Below are 16,803 nucleotides of genomic sequence, written 5' to 3' on the forward strand. Positions count from 1 at the left end.
GCGAATCATGAAGCATCGCATCGTCGTCCTCGGTGCCGGATACGCCGGAGCCTTCACCGCCGGATACCTGGCCCGCCAACTGCATGCCGACGACTTCGAGATCACCGTGGTCAATGCCGAACCCGATTTCGTCGAGCGGTTGCGGCTGCATCAGCTGGCCGCCGGGCACGAGCTTCCGCACCGGCCGCTGGCAGAGGTGTTCGCGGGTACCGGCATTCGGCTGCGCGTAGCGCGGGTGACCGCGGTCGATGCCGAACACCGCGGTGTCACCATCGTCGATGGCGATGGCATCGACCGGCTCGAATACGACACCCTGCTGTACGCGCTCGGCAGCACCGCCGCCGATCACGGTGTTCCGGGGGTCGCCGAGCACACCTTCCACGTCGCCGGACGCCCTTCCGCGCTGCGGCTACGCGCCCGCCTCGACGAGCTGGAGGAGAACGGGACGGTGCTGGTGGTCGGCGGAAATCTGACCGCGATCGAAGCCGTCACCGAGATCGCCGAAGCCCGTCCGGGGCTTCGCGTCGACCTCGCCACCAGCGGCGAACTCGGCGGCTGGCTGGGACCGAAGGCTCGTCGTCATCTGCTGCGCAGCTTCGACCGGCTGGGCATCTCGATCCACGAGCGCACCGAAATCGAACGCGTCGAGCCGACCGGAGCGGTCGCCACCGACGGCACCTTCCTCGCCTCGGACGCGACCGTATGGGCCGCGGGCTTCGCCGTCACCCCGCTCGCCGCGTCGAGCGGGCTCGCGGTGCGGGCCAACGGTCAGATCACCGTCGATCGGCGGCTGCGGTCGGTCTCGCATCCGGAGGTCTATGTCGCCGGTGACAGCGCCTTCGTCATCGGCAAGAACGGTCACCCGCTGCCGATGTCCTGCGCCTCGGCGGGATTCACCGGGATGCAGGCGGCGGCCGCGATCATCGGGGACCGGACCGGACGCAAGATCAAGGGCACCGCGCTGGCCTACTTCGGCAACCACATCAGCCTCGGACGCGAGGACGGCATCTTCCAGCTGGTCGACGGGGATGCTCGCGCCAAGTCCGGGGCACTGTGCGGGCGGTCGGCGGCGCACGTCAAGGCGGCGATCGTGGCCGGTAGCGGCTGGAGTATCAGCCACCCGACCTTCGGGATGCCGAGTCACCGGTACCGCCTGGCGACCGCACGCGCGCACTCGGCCGACACGGTCACCACTTAGATTGGCGCTCATGGACACTGCCACCGCGGCGCGTTTCGAGGCCAGCCGGAATCGGCTGGCCGCACTCGCCTACCGTCTGCTCGGCTCCGCCGCCGATGCCGAGGACACGGTGCAGGACGCATTCCTGCGGTGGCAGGCCGCCGACCGGGAGTACGTCGAGGTGCCCGAGGCCTGGCTGACCAAGATCGTCACCAACCTCGCGCTCGATCGGCTGCGGTCGGCGAAGATGCGGCATGAACGCGCGGTCGGGGCGTGGATGCCCGAACCGCTGCTGCGGGGCGATCCGATGCTCGGCCCGGCCGATACCGTCGAGCAGCGCGAGTCGGTGACAATGGCGGTGCTGACCATGATGGAGAAGCTCTCACCGACCGAGCGCGCCGTTTACGTGCTGTACGAGGCGTTTTCGTACAGCCACGCCGAGATCGCGGAGATTCTCGACCTCACGGTCTCCGCGAGTCAGCAGCACCTGCACCGCGCCCGGCATCGAATTGCCGCCGCCGGCAACAGAACCGAACTCGATCCCGCCGCCGCGCGGCGAATCGTCGAGGCATTCGTCGAGGCCGCCGCCTCCGGCCGGACCGAGCGACTGGTGACACTGCTGACCGCCGATGCCACCGGTACCTCCGACGGCTTCGGCGGGTTGGCCGAGAAGCTGATCCACTACTCGACCCCGCAGCGGCTCGCCACCGCCCTGCGCGCGTTCAAACCCACCGCCGCCAAACGCAGATTCGCCGGGGGTTCGCCCATGATCCACGCCGCGGTGGTCAACGGCTGCCCGGCCATGCTCGCCACCGTCGACGATCGGGTCGTGAGCGTCGCGATCCTGGAGATCCGCGACGACAGGATCGCGGGCGTACGCGGCATCTCCGCCCCGCACCGCCTCGCCCGGCTCACCGCGCAATGGCAGCGGCACGAGCACGATGCCGCGCTGATCGAATCCTGGTAATCGACCGCGCTGAAACGTTTTTCGAACCCGCCCTGATCAATTGACGATCGGAGCGATGGGCTCGATGGTGAGACCGGTTCTGGTGCTGCGGGATTGGCCCCATTCGTAAAGGGCGGTGAGGACGGGGACCAGGGTCCAGCCTTCTTCGGTCAGGGCGTAGTCGACCTGGGGTGGGGTGGTGGGGGTGATGGTACGGCGGATGAGGCCGGCGGACTCCAGGTCTCGGAGTTGTTGGATGAGCATCTTTTCACTGGTGGTGGGCATGCGGCGGCGGAGTTCGCCGTAGCGGTGGGTGCCCTCTTTGAGGTGGGCCAGGATTACCGGTTTCCATTTGCCGCCGATGAGGTCGACGGTTACCTCTACGGGGCAGTGGTAGCGCTTGGGGGGCATGATCACCTCGGGTGCTTACCGGAAAGTGAGTACTTGTAAGACTGTAATCATCGGGTTTGCATGGACTCCGCACGGATACGTCGGAACGTTGATACGGAGTCGAAAGTTCATGAAGGTCATTACTTTTGATCGATTCAAGCCGGGTGTCACACTGGAGACCATCACACCCTTCCTACCCGAGGAAGTGGCCAATGTGTGGCGGCTGTGGAAGGCCGGGATCGTGCGGGAGAACTACGCGCGGGCCGACGAGCCGGGTGTGGTGATCGTGTTCGAGGTGGAGAGCGTCGATGAGGCCAAGCGATACATCGAGGACTTTCCACTGACCAAGAAGGGTTTCCTGGAGTGGACGTATGTGCCGGTGACGGCACCGCTACCACTGGAGGCGCTGATGGCCGACACCGTCGACGTCGCCGAACCCTACGACCGGACCAAGTGAGGCGATATGCGATACGCGTACGGACTGACCATTCCGCAGACCATCGAGGATGCGTGCGATCCGAAACGGATGGCACTGCTGATCTATGACATGCAGGTCGGAATCGTGCGGCAGATACCGGATGGCGAACGCATCACCGAAGCCTGTGTACAGCTCCGGGATGCCGCCCGGGAGAAGGGGTTTCGGGTGTTCTACACCCGGCACATGTCGATTCCGGTAGCGGCGGCGGGTGTTTCGCAACTGCGCACCGCCATGGAGTGGCAGCACGTCGACGATCCGCATCAGGTGCACGCGCCGTTCCTGCAGGGCTCACCGGCCTATCAACTGGTACCCGAACTGGAGCCCGGACCGGACGAGGTCGTCTTCGACAAGATCTCCATGTCCGCCTTCACCGGCACCCCACTCGATATCGCGCTGCGGGACTTGGGAATCGACTCGTTCGCCGTCGCGGGCATCGCCCTGGAGATCGGTATCGAACCCACCGTGCGGCACGCCACCGACCTCGGCTACCTTCCGATCATGGTCACCGACGCCTGCGGCGCCGGACATCAGGAGGCCGCCGAACGTGCCTATGCCACTTTGGCTTTCGCCGGCGGCTCGCGTACCACCGATACCGCCTCGCTGATCGAATTGATGAATCGCGGCTGACGATTCCTTCGTCATAGTCGCCGCTGCGCTCGGACTACTCGCGCGAAGTACACGGGAAAACCACCGACCACGATCAGCACCATGGCGATGACCACCACCCCGTGTACCGCCAGCACAACTCCGGCACCGAAGCAGAGCAGTCCGAGCAGCAGTAGCAAGATCTCCCCGCCGGGCGTCACATAATCGGCGCGGGGGGTTTGCGAGGGCCGGATCGGCACCGTGTAGTACGGGGCAGAGCGCGGCGGAACGTACCCGAGCGGCGGTCGGCCCCTGCGCCACCGCGGCTGTGCGGGAATCGACCTGTTGACCATGCGAACCATCGCGCTACCTCGCAGCCCGAAAACGATTCCATAACAATCAGGCTCCAAGTACAGCACCCGCGACCGACAATTACAGCCTTCGTCCTGAAGCTCACTTTTGTCGGAATCGCGAGAACAGCTGGGAGGTTGCGGGATTCCATGGCCCGGGGCGGGAGGGCTGCCGCGGTGGCGCGCCGGGCCTCGGACAGACCCGTCAGTGGCGGCGCTGGCGGGCGGTGAGCAGGCCGGCCAGCCAGCCCACCACGAACATGACCAGGAGTACCAGCCACATCGGGGAGCGGATGGTGATGAGCAGGAATTCGATGGAGACCTTGGTGCGGTTCTCGACCACGAAGAGGATGGCCAGGACAGTGAGGGCCAGGGCTACCCACTGGGTGGGGGTGATGCGGGACAGTAGGGATCGCTTTTCGGGGCTGCTCATGCACACTCCTCGCAGGACGATGCCGACCGGTCGGTGAAGCTACCGTCCAACTATCCCCCGCGACATGGGAAAACCCGATAACCCGCCCGGGCGAGTCGAGCCCTCAGGCCGGATCCAGCGCCCCCGAGTGATAGTGCACCGCCGCATTCCACAGGAAGAAACTCGGAATACCCACCGCCGCGGCCGCATCCACCTGCGCCCGCACCTGGGCGTCGCCGTAGTTCACCCCGAGGCTGAAGTCCTGCAACCACGGAATCACCTTGGCCCCGGTGCCCTCCACCTGGCGCTGGAAGTCCTGTAGTGACCGGAAGACGATGTCGTAGGGCTGCGAATTCGGGCTGGCCACATCGTATTCCCCCGCGTTCCAATGCGAGGGGTAGAGCATGGGCGCGACGTAGTCGAGATGCCGGGCCATGAGCGGAATGTCCTGGGCGATCTCGTCGGGGCGGGTGGCGGCGATTCCGAAAACCGCCGCGCTCTGGAAGGCCCCCGCAGCGCGCACGGGATCGCGGCTCTCGCGCAGGAATTCGGCGATGGAGTTGGTCGGCGTATCGGTCAGCCCGGGGAACACCATGCCGGAGAGCGGACCGTCCGGCCGCCGGATGTAGTCGTACATGATCTCGTCGAAGCCCAATCCGGCCGCCTCGGTCGCGAGATCGATGTTGTAGCGGCGCATCTCGGGGCTGGCGAAATTGGTGAAGGCGATCGAGCCGTAGTGGCTCGCGTACGGTCCGCCACCCGGATTCTGGATCACCCAGTCGGGATGCCCCGCATGCCAGGCCCATTCGGCCATGGTGCGATCGCGGAAGGCGACGATCCGGCCGACGACTCGAATTCCCATGTCGTGCAGGGTCTGCAACGCATCGGCGGCGTTGTAGATGCCCGCCGAGGCCCCGGACTCCCGGGCCAGGGGCACCTGCGAGTCGTAGCCGACGACACCGTCCTCATCCTTGATATCGAGTTCAACGGTGTCGATCCGCCCCTCGCGCGCCATATTCAGCACATCCTCGCGCATGGGCTCATAGGCCCAGGCGTACGCGGTGACATGGACTGCGCGAATCCGCGGCACCTCGGCGCGGGTGGTGATCGGCTGGGTCACGATCTTACCGTCGGCGTCGGTGGCCACCACCGCGGCACCTGCGGTCGAGTGCGGCAGCGTGACCTGGAAGCTGCCATCGGCGGCGGGTGTCACCGGCTGTCCGGCGACGGTGAGACTCTTGGCCCCGGTCGCGGTGCCGCGCACGGTGATCGGCGCGTGCAGCGAGGTGACCGGCTCGGGCTGATTCACCTCCAGTGCGAGCGGTATCACCGCCGCCGCGGGATCGGTTCGCAGGAGACCGATGATCACACCGGCCACGACAATCACCACCACCGTGCCGACTACCGCCAGTCGTCGTCGCCCGGCAGCCGGGACCCGCTTCAGCACGCACACACCAACTCTCACTCTGGGTACCCCAAACTATCCGCTGTCCGTGGACGCCGCGCGTGGGATTTCCGACTCTCGCCCGAGACGGCTTGGCGGACAGTAGAGTTCGACAATGGCCAAGATCGCGGGCCTGCGGGTGATCACCGCGGCACTGCTTGTACTCGCCGCCGCCTGCGCCGCACCAGAGCAGCAGACCGCCGCGCCCGGCGCATCGCCCGCGAGTACGACCGTCCCGCCGCCCGATCCCGCCGCCGTCGGCGCGAATGAACTCGGTATGGTGCCGATCCTGATGTATCACCAGCTCTCCCGGTCACCGGCGGGTGATTACGATCAGACCCCGGAGAAGTTCCGCGCCGAGTTGGAGCGGCTGCTGCGGGAGAACTATCGGCCGATCACGGTGTCCCGCTTCACCTCCGGCGCCATCGATCTGCCCGCCGGTACTCATCCGGTGGTGCTGACCTTCGATGATTCGACCACCAGCCAGGTGTCCTTCACCACCGAAGGCGCCCCGGCCCCGGATACCGCTCTCGCGATTCTCGAGGAGTTCCACGCCGCGCATCCTGAATTCGTCTCCACCGCAACATTCTTCGTCAACAACGAGCCTTTCGCGAATGATCAGCGGGCCCTGCCCTGGTTGACCGCGCACGGCTACGAGATCGGCTCGCACACCGCCACCCACGCCAATCTGGGGCGACTGGACGGCACCGGCGTGCAGCGGGAGTTCGTACAGAATCTGCGGGCCATCGCCGCCGCCGTGCCGAATCAGCCGGTGCGGACAATGGCTCTGCCCCTGGGCATTTCACCGAACGACCGCACCTTGGCCAGCGCGGGCAACTGGGACGGCACCCCGTACACCTTCGACGCGGTGCTGCTGGTCGGCGCGGAACCGGCGCCCTCCCCGTTCGGGGCGCTGGATCCCACCGCGATCCCCCGCATCCGCTCGGGCCGCACTCCGGTTCCGTTCGACTCCGGCTACTGGCTCGATCAGCTCGCCGAACATCCCGATCAGCGTTACACCTGCGACGGCGATCCGGCCCGAATCTCCTTCCCGCGCAACCTCTCCGCCGAGCTCACCGCGCGCTGGTCGCCGCGGTCGGCTCCGTACTGAGCGCCGCCGCGGCTTCGTCCTCGGTGCGCGGACGGCGAGCGAAACGCGGCGCCAGGAACGCGCAGACGATCAACTGGATCTGGTGAAAGATCATGAGCGGCAGCACGATCAGCGCGGTCTGCTGACCGCCGAACAGCACCGCCGCCATGGGCAGTCCGGAGGCGAGACTCTTCTTCGAGCCCGCGAAGGTGATCACGATCCGGTCCACCGGCGCGAAGTTCAGGAGTTTGCCCAGACCACCGGTGATCACCAGCACCGCCGCCAGCAATACGGCGCAGCACAGCGCCACCTCGGCAATGCGCAGCGGCGGCATCGCCCGCCAGATCCCTTCGACCGTGCCCGCGCTGAAGGCCGTGTAGACCACGAGCAGCACCGAACCGCGATCGACATGCTTGACCACCGGCTGATGCCGAGCCAGCCAAGCACCGATGAGTGGGCGCAGCAGCTGCCCGACCAGGAACGGCAGCAGCAATTGGGTCATGATCGCGATAATCGCGCCCGCACCGATCCGCACCCCTCCACCGGTGGTCATGAGCAGCACCACCAGCAGCGGCGTGAGCACCACCCCGAGCACATTCGAGGCCGAGGCGCTCACCATGGCCGCGGCCACATTGCCGCGCGCGATGGAGGTGAAGGCGATCGAGCTCTGCACCGTGGACGGCACCAGGCACAGGAACAGGATCCCGGTGCGCAGATCGGCGGGGAGCAGATCGTGCCCGAGCAGCCGGATACCGAGCCCGAGCAGCGGGAAGATCACGAAGGTCACCGACAGCACGGTCAGGTGCAGTCGCCAATGTTTGAGCCCCGCCCACGCTTGCGCGGGTGAGAGCCGGGTGCCGTAGAGCCCGCGCTCGAACCGTGGCGATTAATTCCGGCGACACGCCCCGTCTATACGGGTAACACCACCTACGCTAGGAGCACTGGAATGCGGAAAATCACTGCGGGCCTTTTCATTTCACTCGACGGCGTCATCGGCGATCCCCAGGACTGGCACTTCCCCTACTTCAACGACGAGATGGGTGAGGCCGTCGGCTCCCAGCTCATGACCGCCGATACCCTGCTACTCGGCCGCGTCACCTACGAGGGCTTCGCCGCCGCCTGGCCGGAGCGCGAGAACGCCGGCGGCGAGGATGCCGCAATGGCCAAGACACTGGGCGACGCCCGCAAGATCGTCGTCTCACACCAGGATCTCGACCTGCCCTGGCGCAACTCCGAGCTGCTGCGGGGCGACCTGATCGAAGCGGTCAAGGCTCTCAAGGCCGAGCCCGGCGCGACCGATATCGGTATGAGCGGCTCCCCCTCCATCGTCCGCCAACTGCTGGCCGCGGGCCTGCTCGACGAACTCCACCTGCTGGTGCACCCCATCGCCCTGCGCCAGGGCCTGCGCCTGTGGGACGAGAGCACCCCCATCCCCCTGAAGCTGCTGTCGTCCAAGACCTTCACCACCGGCGTGCTGCACCTGGTGTACACCTCCGATGACCACGCCCCCGAGGGCGGTTACGAGCAGGCGCTGAAGAATCAGCCCACGGCCCCGTAGTCGAGACCGACTGGGCGGCAATGTCTCCGAACCAGGCTAAGATCATCTTCCCGCGCGCCACGCGGGACATGGATATCGCATTACAGCTGGTGGGGGATAGATCGTGCACGACCGGTCGGACAATTCTGTCGACGAATCCGTTGATACTCCCCCGGCGATCATGCCGGGGTATGCGCAGGGCCGGGATCGGGGAGTCACCCCGCCGACGGATGCCCAGTGGGCAGCGGCCCAGACCGGGTGGAGCGCCGTCCCACCGGGACCCCGGCCCCCGGATGGACCGCCGCCCATTTCACCCGGAAGACATTGGGCCAAAAGACCTTTGGTGTGGATTGCGGTCGCGGTGACGCTGATCGTGGCCATTGCGGGCTCGGTGGCCGGATATATCCTGACGCGACCGGATCCGGTGCAGCGCTTCGCCTTCAATGCCTGCGTATCGATCAAGACCGAGGTTCCGGTCGAGTTCGACTGCGCGCATCCCGAGGCGCTGTACCGCATCGCGGGCCGCGAGGAGATCAAGTACCCGGTCGAGTCGGCCTGCACCAAATACTCCGACGTGACCAAGGCCAAGCCCGAACCGGTATCTCCGGGCGAGACCTGGGATACGGTGCTGTGCCTCGCGCCGACCCGGCTGAATATGAGCGATCCGGGCGCGGTTCAGGTCGGCGATTGCGTCGATGTGAAGGGTGCGGGTGAAACCATAATCCGAATCGCCTGCGGCACACCGGCTTACGGATCCAAGGTACTGGCCGTCGAAATGCACATGGCGGTCCCGGTCACCGATAAAGCCTGTAAGAACGAGGCCGCGACCCGACAGGCGTACGCGCAGACCTCGCTCGGCGGCAGAGCCATTGTGCTGTGCGTGACCGCCACCGATCCCAGCTATCTCGGCACCGCCGTGGTCGGTGACTGCGTCGACCGCAATGTCATGAAGATCGTGGCCTGTACCTCCCCCGAGGCCAACAAGCGGGTACTCACCGTCACCACCGCGTACCAGCAGCTGGCCCGCCCGCAGTGCCCGGATCTCATCGCCGCCACCTCCTTCTCCCAAACCACCAATGACAAAACCGATCTGGTGCTCGCCATGTGCCTCGGCCCCGCCGATCAAAGCGATTCCGCGTACGCGAAGATCGGCGACTGCATCGGCGTCGACGGCACCGGCAACTCGGCCCACACCCGACACCTGGACTGCGCCGACCCGGCCGCCAAATACCGCGTGACCGACGTACACCAGCCCAATGACGGCAAATGCCCACCCGGCAATCCCTACATCACCATCGATCCCGGCATCTCCAATGGCGGAACCATCTGCGTCGCGAGAAGATGATCGAAATGACCGAGCGGGCCGAGAATGTGGCCGATACGCCTGTACCCCCTGAAACGGCGTTGGGCGCGAAGACCTTTGGTGTGGTTGTCCTTCGCGCTGGGGATCGTGGTCGCGGTGACGGCGGTCGTGGTCGCCTTCCAGGTGATCGATCGGGAGCCGGAGCGCTTCGCCGTCGACGCCTGCGTCTCGATCCAGTCCCAGGTACCCGTCGCATACGACTGCGCGGACAGCAGTGCGCTGTACCGCATCGTGGGTCGGGAGGCGATGCGGAATCCGATCGACTCGGCCTGCCTGAAGTACGCCGATGCCACCCGGGCGATCGCCTCGACCGGCGACTCCGAGACAGCGCTGTGTCTGGCTCCCACCAGGCTCAATATGTCCGATCCGGCGATGCCATCCACATCGAGCCCGATGTCGCGCCCGCGCTGACCATCTGCCTCAGCCGGAGGTGACCTGGGATACGTTGCGGCCCGCGCCGATTCGCAGTCCGAGGGTGCCCAGGCCGGTCGGCCGGAGGAAGGGCAGGGTCGGGCGGGATTCGGTGGCGGGCGGTTGCGGGCGGAAGCGGTGGAGCAGTTGGGGCTCCCGGTAGCGGCGACAGTTGATGTGCCAGTTCAGGATTGCGGCCATCCAGTCCTGGAGTTCGACGGCGCGCTGGTTCAGGACGCGGCGAACGGATTCGTCGAGGTCGTACTCCTCGTAGAGAGTGGGGAGTTCGACCGAGACCACATGCTCGAACTGCTGCATGCGGGCCGTCATGAGGTCGTTGACCAGGGTGACGGCGCGATCGCGATCGCAGTCGAGGAAATTGCGGATGACACTGACGCCATTGTGGAAGTCGCCTTCGAACTCGGTCTCCTTCTGATAGGAGAACAGGTCGTTGAGCAGGATGGCGTAGTCGGCGGCGGTGTTCTCCAGATTCGCGAGGGTCTGGGTCCGATAGATCTGCGGCGGAACGAGATTGCCGTGTGAGAGGCGCGACAGCGCCTTGGTGAGATCGGAGCCGAAGGTGTCGCGGCGCATCTCCACATAGTCGATGGGATCGGGGATGCGGTGCAGGGTGTGATTGAGCACTTCCCACTCACACGCGGTGAGGAAACTCTGTACGGCCCTGCGGAATTCGTGTCGCTGCTCGGAGTCCATCGGGGCGGTGGTGCGGGTCCACAGATCGAGCAGACCGAGTTCGAGCGGATTGGCCGGGGTCGCGGTGGCGAGCCCGTCGATCGGCATGAACTCCTGTAACCGGCGGCCCTGTACCTTGGCGGCGATCAGATTCCGGGTGGGGAAGTAGACGGCCGGGTAGTAGTCGTCCACATAGGTGCCCCAGGTGAGCCAGGAGGTCGCCAGATCCAGTTCGGCGGCGGTGGCGTCGGGATCCAATCCCGCGGAGCAGAGCGCGAAGTCGAAGTCGCGCAGATCCTGTTCGGTCCAGATATTCGCCGGGAGACCGGGCGTCGGTTCGAGCATGCCCATCTCGCGCGCCCACGCGACCACATTCTCGCGCGCGCTGTCCAGCAGTGGATTGAGCCGCAATTCGAACGGCATGTAGATCTCCGGCAGCGGAGTCGCGCCGACCGCCTCATACGGTTGGTGAGCGAACCGCGCGAATCGCTTGAGCCCCAAGCTACTCGGCGTTATCCGCAGGGCTGACATACCCAGCCCCGCGGGCGCGAAGGCCGCCAGCAGTGGATGAGTCGCGCTCTTACGACTGCCCTTGTTCATATACCGGCTGGAGCGCAGATGCCATTCGTGCCCGCCGGACTGCCAATCCTGTAATCCCTTGGCGTACAGCGAAACATCGGCCTGTTCGGCCGGGCTCACCCCGTATTCGGCGAACAGCAGCGGTAATTCGGTGAGCGCGGTGTACTCGAACTGCTGCACCCGCGAGGTGAGCAGATCGTTCACGATCTCCGCGGCCGTCTGCGTATCCACCTCGAGGAAACGCTCCATGACCAGAATGCCATTGGCGTTCTCGCCCTCCTGCCGCACCTCGCGCTCATAGGAGAAGATGTCATTGCGCAGGTGAACGGCGTCGGAGAAGGTATCGCAGAGCACTCGCAGCGGCCGGGTGGGCGCGAGCTGCGCGGGCACCTGGGCGTGCACGGCATGCTCGACCAGATTGGCCGACCAGGGCGCGCCACCGACCTTGCGCCGCATCTCGATGTACTCGATGGGATTGGCTACGCGGCCCTCGGCGATATTGTTCAACTCCCAGCGCGACTCCTCCAGCAGCGCCTGGGTGGTGGTGGCGAAGCGCCGCCGCCAATCCAGCGACATGCTGGGCACGGTGCGCGGCCACAGATCGGCCAGTCCGCGCTCCACCGGATTGGTCGGTTCGGGCATATCGATACCCTCGAGCGGCATGAATTCGCGCAGCCGCTCCAGGTATTCGCGCGCGCCCCGCATATCCCGGGTGCGCTTGTACAGCTCGAGGAAATGGTCGTCGAAGTAGAAGACCCAGACGTACCAGTCGGTTATGAGATCGAGCTCGGCACCGTCACAGTCGGGATGCGTATAGGCACAGAGCAATCCGTAGTCATGGCGCTCCAGATCGCTCTCATCCCAGATGTGATGACCCTGCTGTGGTTCGAAGAACCCCATGTCCGCGGCCCATTCGCGGGTATGGCCGCGAGCCCGCTCCAAATGTGGATTGAGCCGCGCCGGATAGGGCATGTAGAAATCGGGAAGTTCGAACGGCTGCATGGCACAACCCCCTGGATCCTCGACCAAAACGCTATTGTTCCAATTGCGGGCGGAGCGAAGAGCACTGGACTGACGACCAGCGGAAGTTCCTGTGCGGCAGGATTTCTGCCCCCGTCTACGGTACGACCAGCGCGGCCGACTTTCACGAGAATCAGCGATTGTGGAGTGCGCGGGATCTAGCCGCGGTGGTGCGGGCGGGGTCGATTCACCCAGCGCGGATTGGATTCGTCACGACGGTAGGCGGTGACCTGACCCGCTATCGAGAAGTGCACGCGAATCGCCTCGGACAGCACCTCACCGTCGGCGGCGACGGCCTCGGGCTCGTTCAGATGCACCGTCAACTCCGGCACCTGGGTCTCGCCGTAGACCTTGCTGCGGCCGATCGCGGCCAGCAACAGCGCGAGCACCGCCCGGCTGCGGGAGAAGCGGATATCGGCGCGCAGCCAGCGCACATCCAGGAGTCCGGCATCGAGCCGGGAGCGGAAGGCCGGGACCGCGCCGTGCGGGTGATACGGGCCATTACCGATGAAGACGAACCACACATCGTGCCAGCGGCCCTCGAAGCGAATGCGAATCGGCTCCGCGCGCCGCAGCATGGTGATCAGCGCGGCCGCGAAGGCGGGCCATTTACCCCAGCGGCCCTGCCACTTCTCGCGCAGCCGAACCAGCTCCGGGTACGCGCCCAGGCTCGCGGTATTGATCAGGTGATGGGTACGCGATCCGGTGGCGGTCTCCAGCTCCACACGCGCGATATCGACCGCGACGGCCTCACCCGCACCGGTGGAGTCCACCACCTCCCGCAGGTCGTAGACACCCAGATCGCGGGCGAAATGATTGAGGGTGCCGGTCGGAATGACCACCAGCGGAAGACCATTGGTGAGCGCCACGGTGGCGGCCGCGGCAATGGTGCCGTCACCGCCCGCAGCACCGACCGCCAGCACCTCGGTACCACCGGAAAGCTCGGTCAGTAAGGTCCGCAGATGTTCGACACAGTCCCGTCCCGGCTCGGTGCGATGCACGATGGCGGCGGGCAGGGCCGCGACCACATCGTCGTACGGGTCGTAGTCGGCCGCACCGGAGACCGGATTCACCAGCACCACAAGACCTTTGCCATCCACCATGGTGGGCGCTTCGCGAACCGGGTGCGCCGCGGCCTCATCCGAGGCGCGCACCGGCCACCAGCGCTGCGTGGCCAGCGCGACACCGGAACCGACCGCGGCACCGACGAATACGTCCGAGGGCCAGTGCACGCCGGTGTGCACGCGCGAGTACGCGACCGTCGCGGCGAGTGGGGCCACGATCAACGCGGTGCGCGGGCTCTCCAGCGCGACCGCGGTCGCGAACGCCGCGGCCGAGGCGCTGTGCCCCGATGGGAAGGACGACGAAGTGGGGAATCGGATGGCCCGCCGCTCCGAGGGCAACGCCTCGGCGGCCGGTCGGCGACGGGCGAACACGGTCTTGAGCAGCACATTGACCGTGAGGCTGGCACCACCGACGGAGATGACCCCGCGCAGCGCCGCCCGGCGGGTGGAGCCCTGACGAGCGGCGAGCAGCAGCGCGATACCCGCCCACAACACTCCACGATCGGCGGTATGGGTCAGGTGCAGCAAGCCGCGATCGACCCCCGTCACCGGAATCCGCGCCACCGCGCCATTCACCGCTTTGTCGAAATTGCCTACCCGATGGAACTTTCGCCCGAACCACGCACTCACCCCATCGAACCTACCGGGTGAACGGTCTTGTGCCAGCGGCACACTCATCGGCCGAGGTAGTAGCGGTTCATGAAGCGGCGCAGGATCTCCGCGGGCACCGGCACCGATTCGCGATGGCCGAGCTCGGTCAGCAGATCGGCCTCCTCTGGATCGAAATAGCCTGCGTCGCGATAGGTTTCGATGCGCAAGGCGAGCCCTTTGCCGTCGAGTTCGGGATGGAATTGGGTGGCGTACACATGCTCGCCGACCCGCACCATCTGCACCGGGCAGTCGGCCGAATCCGCCAGCAGCACCGCACCGGGCGGTACCTGTTGGCAGGCTTCCTTATGTCCGACGAAGGCGCGAAAGGATTGCGGCAGGCCCGCGACCAGCGGATCCTGCCCGGCCTGCGGGGTGAGTTCGATTGTCGTGGCCCCCGCGGTCTCGCCGTAGCGCTCCTCGCTGACCTGTCCGCCGAGCACATCGGCGAGAATACTCAGGCCGTAGCAGGCTCCGAGATACGGAAAGTCCCGCGCCACAATCTCATTCAGGAGTTCCCGCAGCCGGGGCTCGAATTTGCGCTGGTAGTCGTATTTGCGATCGTCCGGATTGCTGACATTGCTGGGACCGCCGCCCACGATGACGGCGGAGTAGTCGTCCAGCAGCAGATCCGGAAACCCCAGATTCATCTGCACCCGCACCAGATCGGCCGGGACGAGTCCGCCCATGCGCAGTATGGCGTCGTATTCGTCATCCGCGGCGGCGGTCTCCGGGCGCAACTGCAGTAGTAAGCAGGGCTTGGGCATGGATTCGATTATGGAATACCCGGCCGCCGGAAAACTGAGAAGTCCCTTTAGCGAGCATTCCGCACAACCGGACCTGCGGATCGCCGCTCCTACCGCCCGGTAGTAGGTCAGGATGTGCGCATGAGAATGAAACAGGTTGCAGTTGCCTCCGCCGTCGCGGCGGCGGCGCTCACCGCGGGCTCGGGAAGCGCTGGGGCAGCGGCGGATCCGACGCTCAGCCGCAACGAGGCCATGGCCATGGCCTACCTCGACGCACTGGTCTCGCACGATGCCAGCGCCGTCCGCTTCACCCCCGACGCCACCCGCGTCGAAGCCGGAATGCAGACCGGCTACTCCGGACCCCAGCTCAGCAACGACCTCGAACACGGGGTCCAATACCGGGTCGTCCAGCGCATTCGCGAGGTCCGACTCTCCGAATCCGGTGATGTGGTCACCGCCCGCTACCTGCTCGACTCCGGCGTCGCCGGAATCCGCCTCATGACCGTCGACATCGCCGAAACCTTCGCCATGACCGACGGCGCCATCCACACCATCGTCGCCACCATCACACCCACGTAGTTCCAGACGCTCACACGCCGAAGATCGCCAGGTGGATCAGACCGCCGACCACACCCAGGGCGGCACCGTGCACGAACAGCAGCCATTCGTCCTGGCGGGTGGCCGAGCGCAGCAGATCCACGAAATCGCGGCGGTCCAGGGCGCGCATCTGGGTGGCCACGAAGTCCCGGATGCGCGCGGTCTGCGACGAGAGGAATGAGGGATCCGAGAAGGCGGTGTGGGCCAGGGACAGTATCTCCGGGGTGGCATCGGATTTGAGCCGGTCATAACCGGAGCGGCCCAGGGAGAAGCGCAGGGCCGGTTTGGCCTGCCCCACCGCCTGATCGATCGACGCGCCCAGAATCGAGTCCAGCATGGTGGTGGTGCGGTCGGCACGCGGACCGGCCAGCAGTTCGCGGGCGAGGTTCTGGGGCGTCATGACCTCGCCCGCGATGATTTCCGCGTACCCGTCGGCGATCTCGTCGCGACGCTCGAGCATCAGGCCCTGCCGCCACGGCACCCACCATTTCGGGTGCAGCGGTTCATAGATCATGGTGATGCCGACCCAGTTCACGATGTAGCCGATCACCACCCCGCCCAGCGGCAGCACCCACCAGTACGGGAAGAAATGCAGTACGGCGACCAGCACGAAACCCATCGGGAAGCCGAAGTAGAAGCCGAAGTTCTGCATGAAACGCAGTTCGGACGCGGCGATTTCGCGGAAGATGCGATTGATCAGGCGCGGGTTGGCGGTGAGATGCCGGATGGTCATCCACTTGGGGTCGATCAATTCCTCGATATGCTCGCCGATGGCATCGGTGATGGCGCGGGCACTGGCGGGCAACTGCTCGGCGACCCGGCGATACACCAGCTCGCGCGCGGATTCGGGCAGGTTGAACCACAATTGCGGATTCCGGCGCTCCAGAATGCGCGCCACCATCACCGGAATCTGCGGCCGGGTGAGCGTGACCAGCTGTTCGGCGATACTGTCCGGATCGAGCTCCCGATAGAAGTCGGACATGCTCCCCAATTTGGAGAGCCCCTTGTCGACGGCGATGCTGGACATCTTCTCCGCCCGCGAGGGCACGATCCCCTGCCAGCCGACGCGGCCGTCGTCCGACAGCAGCGGCAGCACCTGGATGCGCCGCGGCAGATACGGGAAGACCCAACGTAATCCGGGCAATCGGAACCCGTGGAAACGGATCGGCTCGAACAGCATCAGGATGCCGGTCCAGTTCGTGACATAGCCGATGACCCCGGTAAACAGCGGAATGGTGATCAGCTCGAGCCACACACCCCAGAGAGTACGGCC

At 65.9% G+C, this 16,803-nt stretch carries 17 protein-coding genes and 1 pseudogene; 9 read left to right on the forward strand and 9 right to left on the reverse strand.

Annotated features, from left to right (window positions below):
- Nucleotides 1-7: 7 nt before the first annotated feature.
- Both OHB26_RS04175 and OHB26_RS04180 read left to right on the forward strand, forming a co-directional pair.
- Complete coding sequence (locus tag OHB26_RS04175; protein ID WP_330182915.1) at nucleotides 8-1,198, forward strand: NAD(P)/FAD-dependent oxidoreductase; 1,191 nt, start codon at nucleotides 8-10, stop codon at nucleotides 1,196-1,198.
- A 10-nt stretch (nucleotides 1,199-1,208) separates the two neighbouring features.
- Nucleotides 1,209-2,144 (forward strand): sigma-70 family RNA polymerase sigma factor, encoded by a 936-nt coding sequence (locus tag OHB26_RS04180; protein WP_330182916.1) that lies wholly within the window; start codon nucleotides 1,209-1,211, stop codon nucleotides 2,142-2,144.
- Between the two features lie 36 nt (nucleotides 2,145-2,180).
- Here OHB26_RS04180 and OHB26_RS04185 read toward each other — a convergent pair whose 3' ends face one another.
- Nucleotides 2,181-2,534, reverse strand: a complete 354-nt coding sequence (locus OHB26_RS04185; protein WP_330182917.1) for a winged helix-turn-helix transcriptional regulator — start codon at nucleotides 2,532-2,534, stop codon at nucleotides 2,181-2,183.
- A gap of 109 nt (nucleotides 2,535-2,643) precedes the next feature.
- Between OHB26_RS04185 and OHB26_RS04190 the strand changes: the two genes are divergently transcribed.
- Together OHB26_RS04190 and OHB26_RS04195 are read left to right on the forward strand one after the other, a co-directional pair.
- Complete coding sequence (locus tag OHB26_RS04190; protein ID WP_330182918.1) at nucleotides 2,644-2,970, forward strand: hypothetical protein; 327 nt, start codon at nucleotides 2,644-2,646, stop codon at nucleotides 2,968-2,970.
- Between the two features lie 6 nt (nucleotides 2,971-2,976).
- Nucleotides 2,977-3,618: a cysteine hydrolase family protein gene (locus OHB26_RS04195; RefSeq protein ID WP_330182919.1), complete on the forward strand. Its 642-nt coding sequence runs from the start codon at nucleotides 2,977-2,979 to the stop codon at nucleotides 3,616-3,618.
- Between the two features lie 11 nt (nucleotides 3,619-3,629).
- Here the strand turns inward: OHB26_RS04195 and OHB26_RS04200 are convergent, their stop codons facing one another.
- From OHB26_RS04200 to OHB26_RS04210, 3 genes are all read right to left on the reverse strand, one after another.
- Nucleotides 3,630-3,938 (reverse strand): hypothetical protein, encoded by a 309-nt coding sequence (locus OHB26_RS04200; protein ID WP_330182920.1) that lies wholly within the window; start codon nucleotides 3,936-3,938, stop codon nucleotides 3,630-3,632.
- Nucleotides 3,939-4,131: 193 nt separating this feature from the next.
- A complete protein-coding gene (locus tag OHB26_RS04205) occupies nucleotides 4,132-4,359 on the reverse strand; it encodes a hypothetical protein (RefSeq protein WP_330182921.1) in 228 nt (75 codons plus the stop codon).
- 103 nt (nucleotides 4,360-4,462) lie between these two features.
- Entirely contained in the window at nucleotides 4,463-5,785 is a 1,323-nt protein-coding gene (locus tag OHB26_RS04210) for a putative glycoside hydrolase (protein WP_330182922.1), read from the reverse strand.
- Nucleotides 5,786-5,897: 112 nt separating this feature from the next.
- Between OHB26_RS04210 and OHB26_RS04215 the strand changes: the two genes are divergently transcribed.
- Nucleotides 5,898-6,893 carry a polysaccharide deacetylase family protein gene (locus OHB26_RS04215; protein WP_330182923.1) on the forward strand — a complete coding sequence of 332 codons (996 nt, stop codon included), beginning with the start codon at nucleotides 5,898-5,900 and terminating at the stop codon, nucleotides 6,891-6,893.
- Here OHB26_RS04215 and OHB26_RS04220 read toward each other — a convergent pair.
- Nucleotides 6,856-7,725 (reverse strand): annotated as a pseudogene (locus OHB26_RS04220) (bile acid:sodium symporter family protein); the annotation flags it as partial. The gene OHB26_RS04215 and the pseudogene OHB26_RS04220 overlap by 38 nt on opposite strands.
- Before the next feature lie 93 nt (nucleotides 7,726-7,818).
- Here OHB26_RS04220 and OHB26_RS04225 point away from each other — a divergent pair.
- The 3 genes from OHB26_RS04225 to OHB26_RS04235 all read left to right on the forward strand — a co-directional run bounded on the left by OHB26_RS04225 (nucleotide 7,819) and on the right by OHB26_RS04235 (nucleotide 10,183).
- Nucleotides 7,819-8,430, forward strand: coding sequence for a dihydrofolate reductase family protein (locus tag OHB26_RS04225; protein ID WP_330182924.1), 612 nt, complete (start codon nucleotides 7,819-7,821; stop codon nucleotides 8,428-8,430).
- A gap of 322 nt (nucleotides 8,431-8,752) precedes the next feature.
- Nucleotides 8,753-9,754 carry an LppU/SCO3897 family protein gene (locus OHB26_RS04230; protein WP_330182925.1) on the forward strand — a complete coding sequence of 334 codons (1,002 nt, stop codon included), beginning with the start codon at nucleotides 8,753-8,755 and terminating at the stop codon, nucleotides 9,752-9,754.
- A gap of 84 nt (nucleotides 9,755-9,838) precedes the next feature.
- Nucleotides 9,839-10,183, forward strand: a complete 345-nt coding sequence (locus tag OHB26_RS04235) for a hypothetical protein (RefSeq protein WP_330182926.1) — start codon at nucleotides 9,839-9,841, stop codon at nucleotides 10,181-10,183.
- A 9-nt stretch (nucleotides 10,184-10,192) separates the two neighbouring features.
- On the opposite strand, the gene OHB26_RS04240 is transcribed toward OHB26_RS04235, so the two are convergent.
- From OHB26_RS04240 to OHB26_RS04250, 3 genes are all read right to left on the reverse strand, one after another.
- Entirely contained in the window at nucleotides 10,193-12,457 is a 2,265-nt protein-coding gene (locus OHB26_RS04240) for a terpene synthase family protein (protein WP_330182927.1), read from the reverse strand.
- Between the two features lie 176 nt (nucleotides 12,458-12,633).
- Nucleotides 12,634-14,169: a bifunctional phosphatase PAP2/diacylglycerol kinase family protein gene (locus tag OHB26_RS04245; RefSeq protein WP_330182928.1), complete on the reverse strand. Its 1,536-nt coding sequence runs from the start codon at nucleotides 14,167-14,169 to the stop codon at nucleotides 12,634-12,636.
- 44 nt (nucleotides 14,170-14,213) lie between these two features.
- Nucleotides 14,214-14,954: a glutamine amidotransferase gene (locus tag OHB26_RS04250; RefSeq protein WP_330182929.1), complete on the reverse strand. Its 741-nt coding sequence runs from the start codon at nucleotides 14,952-14,954 to the stop codon at nucleotides 14,214-14,216.
- 126 nt (nucleotides 14,955-15,080) lie between these two features.
- Here OHB26_RS04250 and OHB26_RS04255 point away from each other — a divergent pair, with 126 nt between their 5' ends.
- Nucleotides 15,081-15,512: a hypothetical protein gene (locus OHB26_RS04255; protein WP_330182930.1), complete on the forward strand. Its 432-nt coding sequence runs from the start codon at nucleotides 15,081-15,083 to the stop codon at nucleotides 15,510-15,512.
- 10 nt (nucleotides 15,513-15,522) lie between these two features.
- Here OHB26_RS04255 and OHB26_RS04260 read toward each other — a convergent pair whose 3' ends face one another.
- Nucleotides 15,523-16,785, reverse strand: coding sequence for a hypothetical protein (locus tag OHB26_RS04260; protein ID WP_330182931.1), 1,263 nt, complete (start codon nucleotides 16,783-16,785; stop codon nucleotides 15,523-15,525).
- Between the last annotated feature and the right edge of the window lie 18 nt (nucleotides 16,786-16,803).

This window comes from Nocardia sp. NBC_01503 (genome assembly GCF_036327755.1).
Taxonomy (GTDB): Bacteria; Actinomycetota; Actinomycetes; order Mycobacteriales; family Mycobacteriaceae; genus Nocardia.

Coding starts and splice junctions, on each gene's coding strand:
- OHB26_RS04175 (WP_330182915.1), top strand. CDS start 8: ATGAAGCATCGCATCGTCGTCCTCGGTGCCGGATACGCCGGAGCCTTC.
- OHB26_RS04180 (WP_330182916.1), top strand. CDS start 1,209: ATGGACACTGCCACCGCGGCGCGTTTCGAGGCCAGCCGGAATCGGCTG.
- OHB26_RS04185 (WP_330182917.1), bottom strand. CDS start 2,534: ATGCCCCCCAAGCGCTACCACTGCCCCGTAGAGGTAACCGTCGACCTC.
- OHB26_RS04190 (WP_330182918.1), top strand. CDS start 2,644: ATGAAGGTCATTACTTTTGATCGATTCAAGCCGGGTGTCACACTGGAG.
- OHB26_RS04195 (WP_330182919.1), top strand. CDS start 2,977: ATGCGATACGCGTACGGACTGACCATTCCGCAGACCATCGAGGATGCG.
- OHB26_RS04200 (WP_330182920.1), bottom strand. CDS start 3,938: ATGGTTCGCATGGTCAACAGGTCGATTCCCGCACAGCCGCGGTGGCGC.
- OHB26_RS04205 (WP_330182921.1), bottom strand. CDS start 4,359: ATGAGCAGCCCCGAAAAGCGATCCCTACTGTCCCGCATCACCCCCACC.
- OHB26_RS04215 (WP_330182923.1), top strand. CDS start 5,898: ATGGCCAAGATCGCGGGCCTGCGGGTGATCACCGCGGCACTGCTTGTA.
- OHB26_RS04225 (WP_330182924.1), top strand. CDS start 7,819: ATGCGGAAAATCACTGCGGGCCTTTTCATTTCACTCGACGGCGTCATC.
- OHB26_RS04240 (WP_330182927.1), bottom strand. CDS start 12,457: ATGCAGCCGTTCGAACTTCCCGATTTCTACATGCCCTATCCGGCGCGG.
- OHB26_RS04250 (WP_330182929.1), bottom strand. CDS start 14,954: ATGCCCAAGCCCTGCTTACTACTGCAGTTGCGCCCGGAGACCGCCGCC.
- OHB26_RS04255 (WP_330182930.1), top strand. CDS start 15,081: ATGAAACAGGTTGCAGTTGCCTCCGCCGTCGCGGCGGCGGCGCTCACC.